This is a genomic window from Acinetobacter sp. HR7 (assembly GCF_000773685.1).
Classification (GTDB): domain Bacteria; phylum Pseudomonadota; class Gammaproteobacteria; order Pseudomonadales; family Moraxellaceae; genus Acinetobacter; species Acinetobacter thermotolerans.
In genome coordinates, this window is record NZ_JPQO01000184.1 from 1 (window position 1) to 21,967 (window position 21,967).

Annotated in this window: 18 protein-coding genes and 1 riboswitch; of the genes, 12 read left to right on the plus strand and 6 right to left on the minus strand. The window is 41.5% G+C overall.

Features of this window, described 5'->3' with window-relative positions; translation table 11 throughout:
* Nucleotides 1-15: 15 nt before the first annotated feature.
* A complete protein-coding gene (locus GW12_RS10115) occupies nt 16-738 on the minus strand; it encodes an HAD family phosphatase (RefSeq protein ID WP_034587123.1) in 723 nt (240 codons plus the stop codon).
* 280 nt (nt 739-1,018) lie between these two features.
* Between GW12_RS10115 and GW12_RS10120 the strand changes: the two genes are divergently transcribed.
* The 6 genes from GW12_RS10120 to GW12_RS10145 all read left to right on the plus strand — a co-directional run bounded on the left by GW12_RS10120 (nt 1,019) and on the right by GW12_RS10145 (nt 8,061).
* The gene (locus GW12_RS10120) at nt 1,019-1,912 is read left to right on the plus strand and encodes a LysR family transcriptional regulator (RefSeq protein WP_034587124.1); all 894 of its coding nucleotides are present in this window, start codon (nt 1,019-1,021) and stop codon (nt 1,910-1,912) included.
* A 206-nt stretch (nt 1,913-2,118) separates the two neighbouring features.
* Nucleotides 2,119-2,224, plus strand: a riboswitch (guanidine-I (ykkC/yxkD leader).
* 30 nt (nt 2,225-2,254) lie between these two features.
* Complete coding sequence (locus GW12_RS10125) at nt 2,255-3,001, plus strand: urea amidolyase associated protein UAAP1 (RefSeq protein WP_034587125.1); 747 nt, start codon at nt 2,255-2,257, stop codon at nt 2,999-3,001.
* Between the two features lie 15 nt (nt 3,002-3,016).
* Nucleotides 3,017-3,670 (plus strand): urea amidolyase associated protein UAAP2, encoded by a 654-nt coding sequence (locus GW12_RS10130; protein WP_034587127.1) that lies wholly within the window; start codon nt 3,017-3,019, stop codon nt 3,668-3,670.
* Between the two features lie 3 nt (nt 3,671-3,673).
* Nucleotides 3,674-7,279 carry an urea carboxylase gene (uca, locus tag GW12_RS10135; protein ID WP_034587129.1) on the plus strand — a complete coding sequence of 1,202 codons (3,606 nt, stop codon included), beginning with the start codon at nt 3,674-3,676 and terminating at the stop codon, nt 7,277-7,279.
* A gap of 130 nt (nt 7,280-7,409) precedes the next feature.
* The gene (locus GW12_RS10140) at nt 7,410-7,757 is read left to right on the plus strand and encodes a type II toxin-antitoxin system RelE/ParE family toxin (RefSeq protein WP_034587131.1); all 348 of its coding nucleotides are present in this window, start codon (nt 7,410-7,412) and stop codon (nt 7,755-7,757) included.
* A 1-nt stretch (nt 7,758) separates the two neighbouring features.
* Nucleotides 7,759-8,061, plus strand: a complete 303-nt coding sequence (locus tag GW12_RS10145; RefSeq protein ID WP_034587133.1) for a helix-turn-helix domain-containing protein — start codon at nt 7,759-7,761, stop codon at nt 8,059-8,061.
* Between the two features lie 102 nt (nt 8,062-8,163).
* Here GW12_RS10145 and GW12_RS10150 read toward each other — a convergent pair whose 3' ends face one another.
* Nucleotides 8,164-9,954 (minus strand): DUF262 domain-containing protein, encoded by a 1,791-nt coding sequence (locus GW12_RS10150; RefSeq protein WP_034587135.1) that lies wholly within the window; start codon nt 9,952-9,954, stop codon nt 8,164-8,166.
* Between the two features lie 190 nt (nt 9,955-10,144).
* On the minus strand, nt 10,145-11,146 hold the full coding sequence (locus tag GW12_RS10155) for an OmpA family protein (RefSeq protein WP_034587137.1): 1,002 nt from the start codon (nt 11,144-11,146) through the stop codon (nt 10,145-10,147).
* A gap of 617 nt (nt 11,147-11,763) precedes the next feature.
* On the opposite strand from GW12_RS10155, the gene GW12_RS16120 reads away from it, so the two are divergent.
* The 6 genes from GW12_RS16120 (at nt 11,764) to GW12_RS10180 (ending at nt 19,623) form a co-directional block, all read left to right on the plus strand.
* Nucleotides 11,764-11,886 carry a hypothetical protein gene (locus tag GW12_RS16120; RefSeq protein WP_264673528.1) on the plus strand — a complete coding sequence of 41 codons (123 nt, stop codon included), beginning with the start codon at nt 11,764-11,766 and terminating at the stop codon, nt 11,884-11,886.
* Complete coding sequence (locus tag GW12_RS10160) at nt 11,879-12,331, plus strand: CopG family ribbon-helix-helix protein (RefSeq protein WP_034587139.1); 453 nt, start codon at nt 11,879-11,881, stop codon at nt 12,329-12,331. The genes GW12_RS16120 and GW12_RS10160 overlap by 8 nt, the downstream gene beginning before the upstream one ends.
* Entirely contained in the window at nt 12,328-14,136 is a 1,809-nt protein-coding gene (atzF, locus tag GW12_RS10165) for an allophanate hydrolase (RefSeq protein WP_034587141.1), read from the plus strand. The genes GW12_RS10160 and atzF overlap by 4 nt, the downstream gene beginning before the upstream one ends.
* Complete coding sequence (locus GW12_RS10170; protein ID WP_034587144.1) at nt 14,133-15,155, plus strand: ABC transporter substrate-binding protein; 1,023 nt, start codon at nt 14,133-14,135, stop codon at nt 15,153-15,155. The genes atzF and GW12_RS10170 overlap by 4 nt, the downstream gene beginning before the upstream one ends.
* 143 nt (nt 15,156-15,298) lie before the next feature.
* Complete coding sequence (locus tag GW12_RS10175) at nt 15,299-17,287, plus strand: DUF262 domain-containing protein (RefSeq protein WP_052127908.1); 1,989 nt, start codon at nt 15,299-15,301, stop codon at nt 17,285-17,287.
* A complete protein-coding gene (locus GW12_RS10180; protein WP_034587146.1) occupies nt 17,284-19,623 on the plus strand; it encodes a DUF262 domain-containing protein in 2,340 nt (779 codons plus the stop codon). The genes GW12_RS10175 and GW12_RS10180 overlap by 4 nt, the downstream gene beginning before the upstream one ends.
* On the opposite strand, the gene GW12_RS10185 is transcribed toward GW12_RS10180, so the two are convergent.
* Genes GW12_RS10185 through GW12_RS10195 form a run of 3 tightly spaced genes read right to left on the minus strand, consistent with a single transcriptional unit; the run spans nt 19,589 to nt 21,763 of the window.
* The gene (locus GW12_RS10185; RefSeq protein WP_034587148.1) at nt 19,589-19,918 is read right to left on the minus strand and encodes a multidrug efflux SMR transporter; all 330 of its coding nucleotides are present in this window, start codon (nt 19,916-19,918) and stop codon (nt 19,589-19,591) included. The genes GW12_RS10180 and GW12_RS10185 overlap by 35 nt on opposite strands.
* Nucleotides 19,919-19,937: 19 nt before the next feature.
* Nucleotides 19,938-20,819 (minus strand): ABC transporter ATP-binding protein, encoded by an 882-nt coding sequence (locus GW12_RS10190; protein ID WP_034587188.1) that lies wholly within the window; start codon nt 20,817-20,819, stop codon nt 19,938-19,940.
* Complete coding sequence (locus tag GW12_RS10195; RefSeq protein WP_034587150.1) at nt 20,819-21,763, minus strand: ABC transporter permease; 945 nt, start codon at nt 21,761-21,763, stop codon at nt 20,819-20,821. Before GW12_RS10195 ends, GW12_RS10190 begins: the two co-directional genes overlap by 1 nt.
* Between the last annotated feature and the right edge of the window lie 204 nt (nt 21,764-21,967).

Below are 21,967 nucleotides of genomic sequence, written 5' to 3' on the forward strand. Positions count from 1 at the left end.
AGGTCGGAGAGGATGTCAAGCAATTGACTCGGCCACATGCATTAATAATTCGGTAAAGTCCTGCACAAAATAATCTGCTTTAGCTTTAATCAGATCCATTTCATGTTCGGAATACTGGTCATAAACAGCGACGACTTCAATACCTGCATTGTGGGCTGCCTCTACACCAATCAGAGAGTCCTCAACAATTAGGCAGTCTTGAGCTTCAACGCCAAAATGCTTTAGTACGTTTAAATAGACTTCCGGATGTGGCTTGATATTTTGTACATTTTCACGGGTCAGCAGCAGGGCAAAGTCATTATGAAAACTGATCTTCTGATTGATGTTTTGATTATTGTCCTGATAACGCTGCACGTTGAACAGGCTGGTGGTTGTGGTCAAGGCCAGTTGTATGTCTTGCTGTTTAAGTGTCTGAATCAGTAAATCAGCTTGTGGTTTAAGTTCGACCACATGATCAAGAAAATGCCGGGAAATGCTGTAGCGACGGTTTTTGACTTCCTCTTTAGGCAGGTCAAAACCGTATTGCGCTTTGAGATAACCACAATACTCCAGATAAGGATCGGGCAGGTGCCGAACTGCAGTCAGCTGTAGATCGCGTTGTTGCTGGATCTGATTTAAATTGACCTCAATCCCGGAAAGTTCCTGAATCAGGGTTGCATCGACCTGGTTCCAGATGCCGACGGAATCAATCAAGGTACCATCCAAATCAAAACATACCAGCTTTTTGCCTTGAAACATCCAATACCTTTCTTAATTCAATCATAAAATTCTACGTGGCCAAGTATAGCGTAGGCTGGATAGGGGGTTAAGAAGTTTTAATCAAACAATAGGGACCTGATTAAAATCAGGATTACATGACTTTAATCAGGGAAAAATAAAATGATTTTTTTTATCAAAGAGGCAGGATCATTACATTGTAAATGCGTGCAAAGTGTTATATTTAAACATTGGCGCTTGATAATTTTCCACAGATGATAAGCCGGCCAGACGATTAAAAAGTTAAAGGAAATGGGTTGCTGTGTTTGAACTAGACTGTAAATTGCTCAGTATTTTTTATTATGTGTATAAATTCAAAAATGTATCACAGGCAGCCGATTACCTCGAAATGAGCCAGCCGACGGTGAGTAACCTGCTCAATAAAATCCGTCAGCATTATCACGATCCCTTGTTTTTACGCATCGGCAATGAAATGTTGCCAACTGAACTGTCCAAGCATTTGTTTCCGTTGGTCAGTGAGGCCTTAAGCAAGGTTGAAGCGATTAATAACTTCACCATCGACTTTGATCAGGCCACTTCACAGCAACAGTTTACCTTGGCCATGACCGATGTTTCGCATCTGGTGTTGCTGCCTAAAATCTCCCAATATTTAAAAGAACATGCCTCACATATCCGTCTGAATGTGCGCCCGATTACCTCGGAAACCAGTTATTTGATGGCCAATGGCGAAATCGATCTGGCGCTGGGTTTTTTACCGAATCTGGAAAATGGCTTTTATCAGCAGAAATTGTTTGAACAATATTATGTGGTGATTGCGGCGAAAGACCATCCGCGTCTGACCGGTGACAGCATGACCACCGAAGACTATCTGCGCGAAACCCATATTGATATTGATGCCGGCATGGGGCATTACCATATTGAAAACGAGTTGCTGAATCTGGAACTGAAGCGTGACATCCTGATGCGTCTGCCAAGCTATCTCGGTGTAGGCTTGGTGGTGCAGGAAACCGATGCGATTGCCACCGTGCCGTACTATTTAAGTGAAGTGTTGTTGTCTCGCGGCAATCTGAAAATCTTTAATGCACCGATTGCCTTTCCAACCTATGCAGTCAAACAGTACTGGCACATGTCCTGCCATCACAAGATCAGCCATCAGTGGCTACGGCATACCTTGCATGAAATTTTAACGAAATAGCGTTCATGTTCAGTGTTATTTAGAAATAGTTAATTTTCAACGTTTAAAAATCCCGGTCTAGGCTGGAATTTTTTATTTTTGGTACATCTTGATTCATTAAAAACGTGATTTGCACCTTCATTGTTCATTTCATAAGTCAAAACAGTATTACTTGAATGAAAAATAGTAATACTAAATTGGCACGTCATTTGCATTTATCTACGCATCATAAAGTGATCTAGGGTTCCGGCAGTTTTTTCAAAAAAACTGCGCCTGAGACCGAGAGTTCACAGCTCGATTTGAGCTACACGGAGGGATAAAAGCCCGGGAGGTTGGAACAAAAACCTTAGAGAGGTCATACACATGGGCGCAATAGACAATAAGTACCATAACAATCAAACACTTTGGACTGAAATCCTGCCGGGAGGGCATCATTGGTCCGGGCGCATTCAAAAAGGGGCAGTATTGCAATTCAAGGCACTGGGTGCCAATGCCAATGTATCCCTGTTCTGTGTCAATGCTGAAGACAAACTGGAACGTTACAACATGCCAGACAGTCTGAAAGGCCAGCATACCGCATACCTGACAGCAGGGAATGTGCTGTATTCCGATCTGGGTCGTGTGATGGCATCCATCGTTAAAGATGAAGCTGGCTGGAATGATACCTTCTGTGGTCCATCCCGTCCTGAACAGATTGAAAAACAGTTTGGAATCCGTACCTTCCAGGATGCCCGCAATGACATGTACCAAAGCGGTTTAGATGGTCTGTTAATTGAATTATCCAAATTCTCTTTAGGTCAAACCGACCTCAGTGCGACCGTAAACCTGTTCTCGAAAGTCACTCCGAATGATGCAGGTGCATTGTCTTATGTGCCTTCAGACAATACTGATCAAGTGATTGAACTGCGATTTGAAATGGACTGTCTGGTGTTCCTGTCTGCTGCACCGCATGGTCTGGATAACAGTGCAGAATATCAACCGGCTGATATCCAGTTGTCACTGTTTAAAGCCAATAGTTTAGGCGAAACTGATATCTGTCGTGACTCCTGTCCACAGAACCAGCGTGCATTCCAGAACAACGCACGTTACTACGCAATTTCAAACGTTTAAGGCAGGAGAATAACCATGACAGCTCTACAACAATTCGAAAAAACCGTACTTAGCGAAATCTGTCCTGCCGGTGAAGCATGGATGTGCGAAGTCAAAAAAGGCCAGTATTTCCGCATCATTGATCTGGAAGGGAATCAGGCAGTCGATACCTTATTTATCTCAGCTGAAAATCCGGAAGAGCGTTATAGCGCAACCGATACCCTAGCGATGAACCAGCAGATTTATTTGGAAAAAGGCACCACTTTATACAGTAACTTTGGTCGCGCGATTGCCGTAATCAACGACGATAACTGTGGTCGTCACGACACTTTAGGCGGTGCATGTTCATGTGAAAGTAATACCGTCCGTTATGCACATGACAAATACCCAATGCACAGCTGCCGTAACAACTTTATGTATGCGCTGGCGAAGCATCCGGTCGCGAAAAAGTATGGCTTAAACGTGCGTCACATCGGTCCAAACATCAACTTCTTTATGAATGTGCCAGTGACTGCCGATGGTCACCTGAAATTTGATGATGGTATTTCGGCACCGGGCAAGTATGTGGAAATCAAGGCGGAAGTGGACCTGATCGTACTGATCTCGAACTGTCCGCAATTGAATAACCCATGTAATGCCTATAACCCGACACAAATCCAGCTGGTGGTACGTGAAGGCGAGGAGGCATAAGTTATGTTTAATAAAGTTCTGATTGCCAACCGTGGCGCGATTGCCTGCCGCGTGATCCGTACCCTGAAAAAACTGGGGATTCAATCTGTCGCTGTCTATTCCGAAGCCGATCGTGATTCATTGCACGTCACTCTTGCAGATGAAGCTGTGTATATTGGTGAAGCTCCTGCCAGCCAAAGTTATTTAAATATCGAAAAAATTCTGGAAGTCGCGAAACAGACCGGTGCTCAAGCAATTCACTCGGGTTATGGCTTCCTGTCTGAAAACGCAGAATTCTGCGACCTGTGTGAATCACAAGGCATTGCCTTTATTGGTCCAAATTCGGCACAAATGCGTGCTTTTGGTTTAAAGCATACGGCGCGTGAGTTGGCAATTCAGGCCAATGTACCATTGCTTCCAGGCAGTCAATTACTGGCAGATGAAGCTGAAGCACTGACAGAGGCGGCGCGTATCGGTTACCCAGTCATGCTGAAAAGTACTGCGGGTGGTGGCGGGATCGGCATGCGTCTGGTCTGGAATGAAGCTGAGTTGAAAGATGCCTATGCAACCGTGTCTTACTTGGCACAAGCCAACTTTAAAGATGCAGGTCTGTACCTGGAAAAATTCGTACAAAATGCGCGTCACATCGAAGTGCAGATTTTTGGTGATGGCCAAGGCAAGGTGATTGCGCTGGGTGAACGCGATTGTTCGGTACAACGTCGTAACCAGAAAGTGATCGAGGAAACGCCAGCACCGCACATTAGCGATGAGCAACGTGCCTATATCCAGAATGTAGCGATTCAGCTGATGGAGTCAGTGAACTACCGTTCTGCGGGTACAGTTGAATTTGTCATGGATACCGACACACAAGAATTCTACTTCCTTGAAGTGAATACCCGTCTGCAAGTCGAACATGGTGTGACGGAGCAAGTCTTTGGTGTGGACCTGGTGGAATGGATGGTAACGCTTGCCAGCGGTGACTGGACTGCTCCAACCGAGCAACTGGAATCCAAAGGACATTCGATTCAGGTGCGTCTCTATGCCGAAGATCCAATTAAGAACTTCCAGCCAAGTGCCGGTCTGCTAACCTATGTCGAGTTTGATGAAAACGCACGAAACGAAACCTGGGTCGAAACTGGTTCGAATGTATCGTCTTTCTATGATCCGATGATTGCCAAAATCATTGTCACAGCAGATGACCGTGATGCAGCCATTCAGGCGATGACTGATACACTGGCGAAGACTCAGGTTGCCGGTATCGAAACCAACCTGGAATATCTGCAAAATATTATCGACTGTGAGGTGTTTAAGGCGGGAACACAAACCACACGTTTCCTGAATACCTTTGAGTGGAAAACCCAAAAAATCGAAGTGTTACAAGCTGGGATCCAAACTGCGGTGCAGGATGTCACAGGTCGTCTCGGTTATTGGGATGTCGGTGTGCCACCATCAGGTGCGATTGATCCATTGTCTTTAAATGTCGCAAACCAGCTTTTAGGTAACCCAGCAAATACCGCCGGTCTGGAATGTACCCTGCAAGGTCCGACACTGAAATTCCACTGTGACAGCCAGATCGTACTTGCGGGTGGTGACATGCCATCCACCTTAGATGGCGTGGCAGTACCGATGTGGCGAACTGTAAATGTACGTAAAGGTCAGATTTTGAAATGTGGCAAGATCGCGACCGGTTGCCGTACCTATATCGGTATTAAAGGCGGTCTGAATGTGCCTGAATATTTAGGTTCACAAGCGACCTTTACCCTCGGTCAGTTTGGCGGTCATGCCGGCCGTAATCTGCTGATTGGCGATATGCTTCCAATCAACGCATTTACATCTGATGCAGTCAAAGCGCTGACACCTGATCAAGTGCCGACATTCAGCCATGAATGGGAAATTGCGGTGATGTATGGCCCGCATGGTGCACCAGACTTCTTTACCAAAAATGACATCGATACCTTCTTTGCCAATACCTTTGAAATCCACTTTAACTCGAGCCGTACCGGTATCCGTTTGATTGGTCCAAAACCTGAATGGGCACGTGAAGATGGTGGTGAAGCCGGTCTGCATCCATCGAATATTCATGACAATGCCTATGCCATTGGTGCGATCGACTTTACTGGCGATATGCCAATTATCCTCGGTCCAGATGGCCCAAGTTTGGGTGGTTTTGTCTGTCCCGCGGTGGTAATCAATTCGGAGCTGTGGAAACTCGGTCAGCTCAAAGCCGGTGATAAAGTGAAATTTGTTCCAGTCAGCTATCATCAAGCCAAATTGCTGAATGAAAAATATCATGCGCAGCTTGAAGCACTGGATACCCAAGAAGTTTCATTCAATGAATCCTTCTATCCTGAACTAGCTACGTTGAAAAATGCCGTACTGGATACCTTAAAAGGTGAAAATGGTGCGCCAGATGTGGTGTATCGCCCAGCAGGTAACAATTACATGCTGGTGGAATATGGTGAGCTGGTGCTAGATCTGAACCTGCGGTTCCGTATTCATGCCTTGATGCAATGGGTTCAAAAACAGAATATTCCGGGCATTATCGACCTGACACCGGGCATCCGTTCGCTGCAAATCCATTTTGATTCAATCAAGCTGGATCAGCTCGACCTGTTGCGTCTGCTGCAAGTTGCTGAAACTGAATTACCTGATGTGACTGAAATGGAAGTGCCATCACGTACTGTGTATCTGCCACTGGCTTGGGAAGATTCGCAAACCCAGCTGGCAACTGAACGCTATATGCAAACTGTGCGTCCAGATGCACCGTGGTGTCCAGACAATATCGAGTTTATCCGCCGTATTAATGGCTTGAAGGATAAACATGCAGTCAAAGATGTGGTGTATAACGCCAGCTATCTGGTCATGGGCCTAGGCGATGTATATTTAGGTGCACCAGTGGCAACTCCGCTTGATCCGCGTCAACGTTTAGTCACCACGAAATATAATCCGGCACGTACCTGGACCCCTGAAAATGCTGTCGGTATCGGCGGGGCTTATATGTGCGTCTACGGTATGGAAGGTCCAGGTGGTTATCAGTTTGTGGGTCGTACTACGCAAATGTGGTCACGCTACCGTAAAAATGCGGACTTCGAGCAAGGCAAGCCATGGTTATTGCGCTTCTTTGACCAGATCAAGTTCTATGAAGTGTCTGAAGAAGAACTGATGCAAATGCGTGAGGACTTTAAGGCAGGTCGTCTGAAACTGCGTATTGAAGAAGGCGTGTTGAACCTGAAAGAGTACAACCAGTTCCTGACCGACAATGCCGACAGCATTAGCGAGTTTAAGGCAACACAACAGGCCAACTTTGAAGCAGAACGCCGTCGCTGGCATGAAGCTGGACTGGCAGAATACGTGTCTGAAAGTCTGGACGCAGTCGATGATGGTGAAACTGTGGCTATTCCGGAAGGTGGCTGTGCGGTGGAATCGCATATGCCGGGTTCGATCTGGAAAATTGAATGTCAGTCTGGCGATATCGTGGAAGAAGGTGCGACCTTAGCCGTGATTGAAGCGATGAAGATTGAAATTCCAATTATTGCGCCTGAGCGTATGCGTGTAGATGCGATTACGATTGAGAAAGGGCAAACGGTGAAAACAGGACAGGTGTTGTTTACTTTGGCGCCGGTGGCTTAAAGAAACCTCCCTAACCCTCCTTTGAAAAAGGAGGGAACTTTTAAAGACCGCCCGTAAGGGCGGTTTTTTATTTGCAGTAAAGAGTGGATATTAGTAATATATAGCTTATAGTCTATATTTTGGTGGTGGTATGTGGACGGTACTGACCACAGATGTATTTAATGAATGGCTTGAACAACAGGACGAATCGACACAGGAAAAAGTCTTAGCAGCTTTGGTGGTATTGCAGAGTCAGGGACCAAGTCTTGGGCGACCTTTAGTAGACACGATATATGGCTCTAGACATACCAATATGAAAGAGCTACGTGTTCAACATAGAGGAAAACCAATTCGAGCATTTTTTGCTTTTGATCCATTAAGACAGGCAATTGTACTCTGCATTGGTGACAAAAGTGGCAACAAGCGTTTCTATACAGAGATGCTGGCAATTGCAGATGAACAGTATTCACTGCATTTGAAATCTTTAGGAGTAACCTGATATGGCTAAAACTTTGCAAGAATTATTGGCGAAACGTTCTCCTGAGAGTCAGGCACGTATTCAGGAAATGGCGGAAGAACTGCTGCTTGAGCAACATCTTCATATGATTCGCGAAGAGCTGGAAATTTCTCAAAAAGAACTAGCTGAAACTTTAGGGATTAAACAACCTTCACTATGTGCAATTGAGAATCGTGGCAACGATCTCAAGATTTCGACAATGAAAAAATATGTTGAAGCCATGGGTGGAAAGCTGCGTATTGATGTAGAGCTGCCTACAGGGAAACATATTGGGTTTAATGTTTAATCAGCTCTAATAGTGAAAACAGGGTAGGTTTTGTTTACGTTGGAACCCGTGGCTTGATGAAATAGAAATAAAAAAGACCACTTAGGTGGTCTTTTTTATTTTTTATAATGAGAAATAATAATTTTTAATTTTTTGTGCCATAAGCTTTCTTCGGTGGTCCAAAAACACAAAATAATTATCTACAGTCATATTTTCAATTTCTTTAGGAATACAATGAGCTTCAAAATTATTTAATAGTTCATTTTCAGTCGTAATACCTGAAATTGTGACTTGATTGGTATCAATTTGATTTCGGATGATTGAGAAATATTCTTTAGGTGATTGTTTTCCTACTTTAATATTAATATCTTGCTGCATATAAACATAATTGGCGATTTGATTATATTTGCTTCGGTCTAACCCAGCATTTTTTAAATACTCTTTTGGAAAAAGATGGTGAACATCACCGCGATGCTCGATCATGTGCCCAACCGTAATATCTTTAGACAAGAAACCTAGATCATTTTCTTTCACTTGTGATGCTAAAAATACGTGAAAATATGGACTGCTTGCGACTGAAGTATCTAAGCTTAGAGGTAACGAGGAATTCCAAAACGCATCTGATAATTCACTTTCTTCTTTTTCATTTAAGTAAACATCAAAAGATTTTTCTGAAATTTGTTTAATGTCATAATCAATTGTACTTTCAGGAGATGCTGAATAGCGTCCTGTTAGAATGCTATAAACTAACCATCGTTTTACATAGCTTTCAATTTTTACAGAATTAACTCCTAAGTCTTTTAATTTTAAATATAAAATATAAGCAAAGTTTAGTGCATTTTGTGAACGTATAAGCTTAGGAGAAATAAAACCTGCAGACTTCACGATCATCAAGAATCTTTTAAAATTAGTTTCATTAATAAAATTTTGTACGCCAACTTTTAATTTTTTATAAGATTCTGTAGAAATATCAGCTTCAAAAGTACGTGTTTCAAAATTACGTCCTGAGAGTAAGCTAACAAGATCAGAGAGACGACCACGATTAAATTGAGAGGTAAAGGCTACTCTTAATAAATCATTGTAACTTGGATCATAAAGGTCTTCATTTTCTTTTTGCAACCATACCATTTTTTGATAGTAGTCTGTTTTTGCAAAATCCGGATCATAGTCTTCAATATGCTTATAAAAGTCCGGAGAAATAGCTAAGTGACAGAAGTAATCAATGGCTTTACGTAAAGTATTACCATCATTTTCTGTATCAGAAGCAATTTTACTCATCGCAAAATCAGCTTGGCTAAGTACAACGCCTTTAGAATTAATTCGAATAAAAATTTCAGTAACAGTTTCAATATCAAGCTCAGGTGCTAATTCAATCATCCCAATAGGTTTTTTAGTAATACTGATTAAACGTGTAAAAGCATTTTCAATTTGATCTTCATCAACATCCGGATTGAGTTTTAAATATTCACGTACAAGTTTGATTAGGCTAATTTGCCCAGAAAACGCATCATGAATATCTGCTAACCATGTTTTATCTTTTAAAATTGCTGGGTTTTGTACTTCAAATTTTTCTTCAATTGGATTAAAAGCGATTTTGATTTTTACACGTTGATAACTTTTATTAATAACGTATTGCCCCAAAATACCTGCAGTTAACGCCGTAATACGTTGCTGTCCATCAATCAGTACTTTTTTACCTTCACTTAGAGTCCCATCTTTCAATTTTACATTTGGATTTTTCCACGCAATTACATAACCAATGGGAAAACCTTGGTAGAGACTATCCATCAAATCACGTACTTTGGAACTATCCCAGACAAAGGGACGTTGAATTTCAGGAATTGCGATTTCGCCTGATGAGACCCATGAAAGTATATTTTCAATTAAATATTGATTAACTGCATATTTTTGCATGAAATTTTTCTAAAATGTATTCATTTAAAGTGTACTAAAACTAGCATATATCAAAATAAATCTGAATATTTTTAATTGAATACTCCAGCAAATTTTTTAGTTATTCATCGAAAATTATAGATTTATTTCCTTACTTAAAATAATAAACTGCCTTTCGGCGGTTTATTATGAAAGTTATTTCTTATCAGTGTTAAAGCTTCACCAACTCCACTCGACGATTCTTCGCTTTACCATCTTCATTCGAATTATTTGCAACAGGCTGAGTATCCCCAAAACCTTTAGCAATTAAACGGTTACTTTCAATACCTGCTTTGGTCAGGGCAGCAACCACACTTTGCGCACGTTGATCAGACAGCTTTAAGTTATGTGCGGCATCACCGGTATTGTCGGTATGACCATAAATGCCCAGTTTTAAATTAGGATTGTCTTTTAATAAGGCAACAATCTGATCAATTTGCGCTTGTGAGTCCGGCAAAATTTCCGTTTTATCCGTTGCAAAATTAATCTGTACACTAACTTTATTGTCCTGATCCAGACTTTGTTTTAGTGCACTTGAAGTCAGCGCTTTGGCAGTCACATTTAAAGGCTTGGATTCAGCCACCATTAGCGAAATATAATTGCCAGATTGGGTCAGTTGGAACCATGCAGACGTATCTTCTTGGCGAACGACATAAGTCTTGGTCGGGTAGTTAAAAATATCCCCCAGACCCGCATAATATTGCACCTGAAAATCCTTCGGAATTTTCTCGATGATATCTTTTGGAATCTGGCTATTGGCAATTTCCACACCGCCCAAATCCTTGATCACACTTTCCAGATTACGCTGAATTTCTAAAAAATTACCTTCTTTATATTCCGGTTTCGAAGTAATGCCTGAACTGAATAATTGTCCTTCCACCCATTCCAGTTGCTGTCCTGTCCAGAATGGAACACGCTCAAAATTGCGCTGTTCAGTATTTTGATAGATATAACCGTCTGGCAGGGAAATATAAGGAAAGTCACCGAGTGTTGCTGTACTTAGCGGAATTTTATTCAGGTCAAAAGCTTGAGGCTGTGCCATTTCGGCAACTTGCGTGGTGTCTTCCTGCCGAATTTCGGTTTTGGTGGTTTCTGCTTGCTCGGTTTTGCTACATGCCGCAAAAATAAAAGGCGTACAAAGAATGGCAGTAGGAAGGAGAGATGAAGTCTTCATTAAATTTCCTTATTGTTCGGCATTTTTATGGAATTTATTGTATAGAAATTCACCTGTAGTGCAAATTTTAATCGAAACCTGAATCTGAGTGGTTTTAGCATTCATAATTAAGGCTACAGAAGGGTAACTGGTGAAGATTCCATTACCGAAAACTGTACCATGAAACCTTATTTGATATCGTTTTGGTGCAAGTTTGATCACTCTTGGCGCATAAATATTTTTCACTGGTATCCATTTGCGCTAAGGCATTGTTTTTTGGAGATGCTTTTATCATCTATATATTTTGTTGGAACTGGTACGTTTTATGCTTCTATTGATATGTAACTCAATCAACAGAGGAGGGCAAATGGCTTGATTACTCGACACTGTGATATTCAGTTGATCCGGTAGGCAGAAAAACAATGATATGACCTACCTATAAATAAAAAGTGCTTAAAATTATTCTCATTTTGGTTGTTAAGACCCTTAAACCAGCCCCAGCTCAGCGCATGGGGCTTTGTTTTTATGTCGTTTTAGTTTTTTCCACGCTCACACATGTCTGATTAAAAGCTGGCACGCTTTCTGCATTTTCCTAAGTAATACGAATTTCTGATTTTGTAATACCTGAGGAGATGCACATGACTTCACATCGCAAAACAAGCAAGCTGCATCCTTTCGCACAATTTTTAGTCGACATACTCAGTGTTCGTGCTGGGCTTCATATCAAGCAAGATTTAGCAAAGGAAAGTAAGCGTGTCTAAACACAAATTGGCACGGATCAGTATCACCTTGCCAGAAAAAACCCTGCAATCGCTGGATCAAAAGATTGTCGAGCAGCACTATGAAAGCCGCTCGCAGGCCATTGTCGACATGATTAACCGCCACCTGATTGATGAGCTGGTTTCTCGTGATGAAGTCATGGTCGGCACACTGACCCTGGTTTATGACGTCAGCCTGAAACCGTTACGTTCCCAGCTGGTCGATCTGCAACAGCAATATCTGGAACAGGTGATCAGCTCGCTGCATATCCAGCTGGATGATCAGAAAGTCCTGCAAGTCATGCTGATGCAGGGCGTGAGCAGTGATTTAAAAGAAATTAGCGAACAATTTATTGCATTAAAAGGGGTGCTCAAAGGACACCTGGAACTGATGGATGCCGTGATGCCTCCCATTCCCCAAAATACCAATAAAGGAGTATTGTCATGAATACTTTATGGACAATTCAAGACTGGCAGAACGCCTACCAACAGCAGCAGATTCAGTTACAGGACCTGATCGATTATGTTGCATCATTTCAGAATGATGATCATGCCTGGATTTCAATTGCATCTGCAGAACAATTACAAGCACAAATTGATGCCTTAACAGGAAAATCACCAGCCGAATTGCCACTCTACGGCATTCCATTCGCAGTCAAAGACAATATTGATGTTGCCGGTTTCTATACCACTGCAGCCTGTAAAGAAGCTTCTTATCTCGCAACCAGCGATGCAACGGTTGTGGCTAAATTAAAAGCTGCCGGTGCTGTTGTCGTAGGTAAAACTAACCTAGACCAGTTTGCGACTGGCCTGGTCGGTGTACGTTCACCCTACGGCGCAGTGAAAAACAGCTTTAATCCGGAATATATCAGTGGCGGTTCAAGTTCGGGTTCATCTGTAGTCGTGGCCAATGGTCAAGTGCCATTTAGCTTAGGCACGGATACCGCTGGCTCTGGCCGTGTACCGGCAGGACATAACAATATTGTTGGCTTGAAACCCACCAAAGGCTGGTTTTCCACTACGGGTCTGGTACCTGCGTGCCGCACCATTGATGTGATTTCCATTTTTGCCTTGACTGTCGATGATGCCTGGCAAGTGGCGCAAATCATGCAAGGCTATGATGCGACAGATGAATATTCACGCCAGCATCCAGCCAATGTGCCAACCCAATTTTCCAAAGGCAAAATTGCCATTCCGGCACAGCTGGAATTTTATGGCGATGCCGAGGCAGCAAAAGCCTTTGAACAGGCAATTAGCCGTGTCAAGCAGCTCGGTTACAAAGTTGAAGCCATTGATTTTACAATTTTTAATCAGCTGGCAGCGGCACTTTATAACAAGGCATGGGTAGCAGAACGAAGCAGTGCCGTGGAAAAACGGGTTTCCCGTGATGTAACCCATCCGGTGATTCACCAGATTATCAGTCAGGCAGACAATTTTAATGCCGTCGATATGATGCAGGCGGAATATGAGCGAGCGCAATTGGCTCGTCAAATCAATCTGGTACTTGCAGACTTTGATGCCTTGATGGTGCCAACAGCGCCAACCATCTACAAAATTGCCGATGTAGAAGCCGATCCGCTGGTAAAAAACAGCCATATGGGGGCGTACACCAATTTTGTCAATTTTGCTGATCTTTGTGCGTTGGCACTGCCAAATACAATTCGTGCCGATGGCTTGCCAAGCGGGGTAACTTTTATTGCCCCCGCCTGGATGGATCAGGCATTGGCGAACTTTGCTCAGACTTGGCAGCAGGCAACGGCGTTGACACTGGGCACATCTGAAAAAACTTATGAACCAACAAGCCAAATCCAGTCACAGCATTCAGTCAAGCTGGCAGTAGTGGGAGCACACCTGAGCGGTATGCCATTGAATTTTCAGTTGACTACACGTGGCGGCACTTTAGTGCAAAAAACCAAAACCGCAGCCAGCTACAAACTGTTTGCACTGAAAAATACCACACCGCCTAAACCGGGCTTGCAATACCACAGCAAAGGTCAAGAAATCGAAGTGGAGGTCTGGGATATTCCATTTGCCAACTTTGGTCAGATCGTGGCAGAAGTTCCGGCACCGCTAGGTATTGGCAATGTCCAGCTGGCAGATGGCAGTTGGGTCAAAGGTTTTATCTGCGAAGGCTACACACTGGAAGATGCCACAGATATTAGTCATTTCGGTGGCTGGCGTGATTTTATTCAATCAAAACAAATCTCAAATACATGCTTTAAATGTAATTGCATAGGGGAAATCGCACAATGATTAAAAAAGTAACGCTAGCAGCATCGGTGTGCTGTGCCATTTTATTCAGTGGTTGTGACAATACTGCCAAAATTCCAGAACCTTCAGATAAAGCAATGGGCAGTTTAAATAGCAAACCAATTACCATTGGTTATAGCGACTGGCCGGGTTGGGTGGCGTGGCAAGTGGCGATTGAAAAAGGTTTCTTTAAAGAAGCAGGGGTGAATGTTGACTTTAAATGGTTTGACTATTCAGCCTCCATTAATGCCTTCTCTGCGAACCAGCTCGATGCGATTTCTGTGACCAATGGTGATAACTTGGTCATTGCCTCAGGCGGTACCAAAGGTGCAATGATTATGGTCACGGATTATTCTGCAGGGAATGATGTGATTATCGCCAAAAATGGCATTAACAGCATTGCAGACCTGAAAGGTAAACACATCGCTGTGGAAAAAGGGCTGGTGGATCACCTGCTGCTGTCTACTGCACTTGAAGATGCCAAGATCAAGTCAAATGAAGTGACCTTGGTGAATTCGATGACCAATGAGCTGCCACAAGTCTTTAATACGCCGGATGTCTCGGCAATTGCTGTATGGCAGCCAGTAGCGAATCAGGCATTAAAAGCTGTTCCAGGTGCTAAAATTATTTATAGTTCTCAAGATAAGCCAGGCTTGATTTACGATACTTTGACCGTGAATATGACGCATTTATCTGCACATCAAGAAGAATGGAAAAAAATCATTCAGGTGTGGGATAAGACGGTTAAGTTCATTAATGATCCAGCAACCCATGAAGAAGCTGTGAAAATTATGGCGAATAAAGTGGGGGTGGATCCTAAGCAATATAAGCAGTTTATTGGTGGAACGCACTTACTCGATCTTGCAGCCAATAAAACGGTATTTAGCAAGGGCACAGGCTTCGATTCGATCTATGGTTCGACTTATCATGTGAATAAATTTAATGTGATCAATGGCGTCTATTCTGCGGAACAGGATGCCGATAGTTTGATTTATCCGGCTTTTGTGCAATCGGTACCATAAGTTTTTATCACTGTCTGTGATAGCGAAGAATAGCGTCTGATGACGCTATTTTTTTATTTTCCTTTTCAATGATCTATCTTTATATATTATAATTTTTTGTCAAATACACGCATAAATGGAAAGTGGATTTAATGAAGGATTCAATGAAATTTTTTAATGAGATGCAAACTTTTCTCGATCAGAATCCAACATTATATGAAACTGCACATCATAAGTTAGCATCTTTGATGCATGAATTAGAATATATCAAGCAACAAGAGGCATTACCTTTACGCCTAAGAAAGATTCAAGAATTAAAGCATCTGCATTTTTTTGTTGATGCTTATCAACGTGGTTATAAATGGACAAAGCATCAAGTTGTGGCATTATTGGAAGATATTGATGCCTTTGAGCCACAATATCCTGAAGATTATTATTGCTTACAACCCGTTGTAGTCAAAAAACAGACCATTGATGAGCAAGAAAACCTGGAACTGATAGACGGTCAACAACGCCTGACTACAATTTATATTATCTTGGCTTATCTCACCAACAAGTCCTTTTTTAAACTGTGCTATAAAACCAGAAAGGAAAGTTCAATATTTTTAAACCAGCATATTTTTCAATTAGAGGATTGTGTCGATAAAACATTTGACGATTATGTGAAAAATCATCCTCAACTCAACAATATCGATAATTATTATTTCTTTAGCGCATACCAGGCTGTTCAAGATTGGTTCCTCAAAAAACAAAAAACAAGCCTCGATATTCGAGATAAATGGATGCAAAAATTATTGCATGCAACAAAAGTGATTTGGTATCAACCTGAAAGCCCAGTGGATGAAGGTGATGACAAGAAGCAGTCCATCGCCATTTTCCAACGTATTAATCAGGGAAAGATTTCACTGACTAATGCGGAATTATTAAAAGCCTTGTTTCTTCATGCGCTGAAAGATCCTAAAGAGGGAACAACAGCAGAAACATTCAAAATCAAACAATCGGAAATGGCCAATCAATGGGACATGATTGAGCACGCATTACAGAATCCTGATTTTTGGGCTTTTGTATGTCCGCATGATCAAAGCAATGTCTATACACGAATCGAATTATTATTTGATTTAATCAGTGAAAAGTTTGTTTCGAGTAAATCTACAGTACGCTGGAATACCCTTGCCAAAAAGCAAGAATATTATACTTTCCAATATTTTGCAGATCAGCTACAAAACAATCAACATCATAAAGTTACAGCCTTATGGAAGACCATCCAACAGGGGTTTTATCGTCTGAACGAGTGGTTTTCACATGATGAAAGTTATCATTTAATAGGTTTTATTGTCGGTCAAAAAATTAAAACCATTACTGAACTATGGGCAATTGCCCATCAAGACAGTAAACGTGAAGCTTTCCAGTTGAAGTTAAAGCAGATCATTGCTCAGCATATTCGGCAATGTTTTGGACAAACTTCATCAGCAGAGCATAAACAACCGATCATTTTTGAGCATCTGCATTATGATGATAAAACCTCGCATATTATTTCATTGCTTTTATTATTGAATATTGATTTACACCGTCAGCAAGGTACACGTTTTCCATTCAAGTTATATTATGCACCGAATAAGATTTGGAGCTTAGAACACATCCATGCTCAAAAAAGCAAAATCGCAGAAAATACGAATCCGCAACATTGGTATAATGAACAACGCGATATTTTGTTGCATGTGTCCACGCATGATCTGACCCATGATCAGACACAGCAACTTCTGAACGCACTCGAGATGTGTCATTCCCAACCGACCTGTGAAAACAGGCAGTTATATTTTGATTTACAACAGCAATATCTGAAAAATTTCTTAGAGCAACGTACTCATCAATTAGACAATTTATGTTTACTGGACAAACGGGATAATTCGGTTTTAAGTAACAAAGGCTTTTATGAAAAACGCCAAGTCGTTATGCAGTTACAGAAGACAGAGCGACGTTTTATTCCGATCGCAACGCAGTGGGTTTTTGCGAAATATTTTAATCCGGATGTAGAAGATTTTACCATTTGGAACCAGAAAGATCGCCAAATGTATCGTGCTGCTTTGATTCAGTGCTGGGAATATTACCAAGGCAATTTATTTGAAAAAACGCTGCATGGGACACAAGCATGAAATACAATTTTTGGTCACTCATTGGTGAATATTCAATTCAAATTCCGGTCATTCAACGTGATTATGCCCAAGGGCGTCAGCATCCTAAAGTGAATATGATTCGACGTGCCTTTATTGAAAATATTTTGCAGCATTTAGACAGTCAACAAAGCTTGGAACTGGATTTTATTTATGGTGCTGAACAGGATGGTCATTTAGTGATTCTTGACGGTCAGCAACGTCTTACAACCTTATTTCTACTACACTTCTATCTTTATAGCCTTCAGCCTTCTCTCAATCATGACCAAAAGTCTTATTTCAAAAAATTCTATTATGAAACACGACCAAGTACGGGTGATTTTTTAGAAAGTCTTATTGCAAATCATCGTATTTGTCTGCCACATGCTGAAAATACCAAACAGACAAAATCCATCTCTGCACGTATTAAGAATGAAGGCTGGTATTTTTCGGTTTGGGATTATGATCCGAGCATCCAAGGCATGTTAACGATGCTGGATGAAATCGAAACACAACTCCGGGCAATAAATCATCAGCCTGAGCATCTATGGCAGCGATTGACACAAGAGATGTATATCAGCTTTCATTTTTTAGAGATGAAAGATTTTAAATTAACAGATGAGCTGTATATCAAGATGAATGCCAGAGGCGTGCATTTATCTGAGTTTGAGAACTTTAAAGCTTGGCTCATGCAAGAAATACCGGTCGAGTTTTCCTCGGACTTCTTTCAGTCTTTAGACCAAGAATGGACTGATTTTTTTTGGTCGATTAAACCAAAAAATCAAGAAAGTATCGATGATATTTTATATGAAAGTTTCAAGGTGACCTGTAGCGGTCTTTTAGCATTGGCGATTGGTCAGCATGCAGATAAAAAATCCCAAGAACGAGCTTCACGCCGGCAGTTGATTGAAGATTTAAGAAAAATCGTCAATCGGGATCTGCACCAAAAGACCTATATTGATCTGCAAAAATACAAAGACTGTCAACTTTTTGATCCGAAACATTTTCAGCAGTTCTATGCGTTTATGAATTTCCTTCATGTTTTGAAAAATGAACATCAGGCAATTTTTAACCGTATTCGTCCTTTTATCTTCGAGGATAAACGAATTGTATTTCAGCAATCTTATCAAGCCTATATTTTGGTTTTTAGCATCTTTATTTATTGTAAACATAAAGGTTATAGCTCTATAGATAGTATTCAAAAAGACTTAAAAGAGCAGAATCGGCAGTTTTTAGACTATTTTAATATTTTACGAAGAATCGTGATCAACCATGTTCATAATAATCTGGATGATTATATAGAAAGCATCACGTCTTTAAATCAATGGGCACAATCTATTGATTTGAATAATGTCATTCAAAGTCTTGCGGTACTTGACGCGTCGAAGATTAAACTCAGTGCAGGTTTTAAAAAACAATATCCAGAAGAAAAGTACAAGGCACAATTGATTCAGAAGGGTTGGCATCAAGAGCAGCTGGATTATTTTGCCGATCAGCAGATTTTCCATGGTCAAATCCGGTTTTTATTGAACTGGAGCCTGGATCAGGATCAAGAGCCGAATGAACACCACTTTATTCAATATGCCAACAAATTACTCAACCTGTTTAAATATGGTTTGCCCAAAGAAGGTGAATCAAATCTCTATCTCGTCGAGCGGTTACTGCTGTGCTATGGGGATTATCTGCCGAAAAGAACAAGCAAATATACATTTTGTCAGATGAATCTAGATGGTGATGCACGTTCACATGATGAAAATTGGCGTTTGGTATTTAATGAAAAATCCTCTCAAGTCGATGGTCAAACCGTACAACCGCCATTACTTAAACAGCTTTTAGATGATCTTCCTGTGCAATTTTCACGGCAGGATCTGGTTGAGCTGATTGAACGCAAAAAGCAGTCAATTCATGACTGGCGTCGATTATGTATCGATTTTCCTCAAACCATTGCCTATACCAAAAATAAACTGCTGGATAAAACAGATAAAGAGATCTTCTTGATTCATCAGGAATACCGAACTCGTTTTGTGGAATTAAGAAGTTATTGCTTGAAATTGGCACTTCATTCAGTCTTCAAAGATCGATACCAAATTCGCTACAAAGACTTTACTGATTTGGAATTTCCACTCAGTATTGAAATCAAAAACGATCTGCTACACGGCTTCATTCGTTATGATAGTGAAAGAGCTCGCTTCAATACTTTCGGTTATGTATCTCAAAATAATGAGCTTGTAATTCAGGAAAAATCTCTAGATGAAGCATTGGATATTTTGCAAAAAATGAATGAGTTTACTCAAACATATCTTTCTACAAATGTGTGCTCTGAGAAAACACATGAATAATGGTAATACCTGTGATGATAAAGGTCAGTCCTATTATGGCTGCTGTATCTAAATGCTGTTTAAAGAAAATCCATCCAACCATAGAAATAAAGACAATGCCTGCACCTGACCAGAGTGCATATGTCATTCCCATTGGAATACTTTTCATGGTCAGAGATAAAAAATAGATTGCAATCAGGTAGCCGACACAAGTCACCAGTGTAGGCTGCCATAAAGTAAAGCCTTTGGAGGCATTTAATGCAGAGGTCGCAATGACCTCTGAAATTACTGCAATCAATAAATACACATAAACCATCGCAGTCTTGGTCTACCTCTTATTTGCTATTGCTAACTTTGGTCAAACGTGGAATTTCTGGAAGATCGGCTAGTGCAGGATCCAGCTCATCCTCCTGAGCATGTACCAGATGATTGACGTGCTCGCGAAGCTGTTTAAATTTCGGAGTCAGCATCAGATCTGGATGGCGTGGACGTGGTAAATCCACTTCAATAATTTCCTTGATTTCACCTGGATTGGCTTTCAGCGCCACAATCCGGTCTGCCAGCAAGATGGCTTCATCCATATCGTGGGTCACGAAAATGATGGTGATGTCGATGTTTTGCCACAAATCCATCAGATGACGCTGCATTTTTTGGCGTGTATGCGGATCCAGTGCACCAAAAGGTTCATCCATCAGCAATACTTTAGGTTCATTGACCAAGGCGCGGGCAATCGCCACACGTTGTTTCATTCCGCCTGAAAGTTGATGCGGATACTGATCCTGATATTTTTCCAGACCAATGATATTGATCCATTCACGTGCCTGCGCTTCAGCAGAAGCATTACTTTGGCCTTTCATTTTCGGGCCAAACATAATGTTTTCTTTCACGGTCTTCCATGGGAACAGGGTATAGCCCTGAAACACCATGCCGCGTTCTGGGCTTGGGCCAGTAATCGGCTTGCCATCCACCAGAATTTCACCGCTGGTATAAGGATCAAGTCCAGCAACAACGCGGCTAAAGGTGGATTTACCGCAACCCGATGGACCAATCACACAGATAAACTCACGTTTATGAATTTTCAGGTCAATGCCATTTAAAATGGTGCGTTCAGTTTTGCCATGCTTGAAGGATTGAGTGAGCTGTTTGGCTTCCAGGATGACCGGACGGCTATAAATCTTGTCAAAGTATTCGCGGGTATTAAATTCAGAGTTTTGCATCAGTTGGCTCCCGGTTTCCATTTAAATAAGCGTTGTCCCAATTTCATTAAAATCACGTCACAGAGCAAGCCAATTACTCCAATGATCAGGATTGCTGCAAAGACATTGTCAAAATTCTGATAACGGGCCTGCTGGGTAATAAACCAGGTAATACCAGACGTACTACCGATCAGTTCAGCTACGATCAGATATGTCCACGCCCAGCCCAGTAATACGCGCAGATTACGATAAATTTCAGGAAGGGCCGCTGGAATGACCACATGAAACAGGCTTTTTAATTTATTAGTACCCAGGGTGAAACCGGCTTCAATCAGACTGCGATCTACCAGTCGTGTGGTATTGGCAATAATCAGGATTTGCTGGAACAAGGTGCCAATCACAATGATGGCTACTTTTGGTGCATCATTGATGCCTAAAATAGCCACCGCAAGGGCACCAAAGGCTGGGGCTGGCAGATAACGGAAAAACTCAACAAATGGCTCCGTGAGTTGGGAAATTTTGTTAGAGAAGCCACATAAAATACCGAGTGGAATACCGATCAGAGAAGAAATAAAGAAGGCAGTAAACACCAGTTTGATACTATGCCACAGGCTTTCATGAAACCATGGGGCATTGGCTTGAGCAGGTTCTGTGGTAAATGCAGTGACCAATGCGATCGCCACTTCATGCGGGGCAGGCAGATAGATCGGATTGACCAGAATACCTTGGGGCGGCGCCAGGCCTTGATCCACGGCGGATTGCGCAGCAGAGAAAAAGATATCCTTATCAATACGACTACCGGCCTGTAAATAGCTAACGCTGCCTGAATCGGCAATCTGGACTTGTGGATGCCAGATAAATGGCAAATAACTGACTGCACACCAAATCAAAATCGGTATTAAAAAAGAGCCAAAGCCAAACAGTATTTTATTTCTTTGACTGAGTTCACGTGCAACGTAACTCATAGTGTTGCCCCTCAATATTACAATTTTTATAAAACGTAATACTGATCAAGCAAAATGGATGCCATGATAAGCAGAAATATTCAAAATGATAAAATAAGCTGATATTTCAAAAGAGAAATTTAAACTGATAGGCAGGATCAACAACTTACCCAAGTTAACAGTTTGATTACATCTAGAAACATAAATAATCTTATTTTAGTCTTT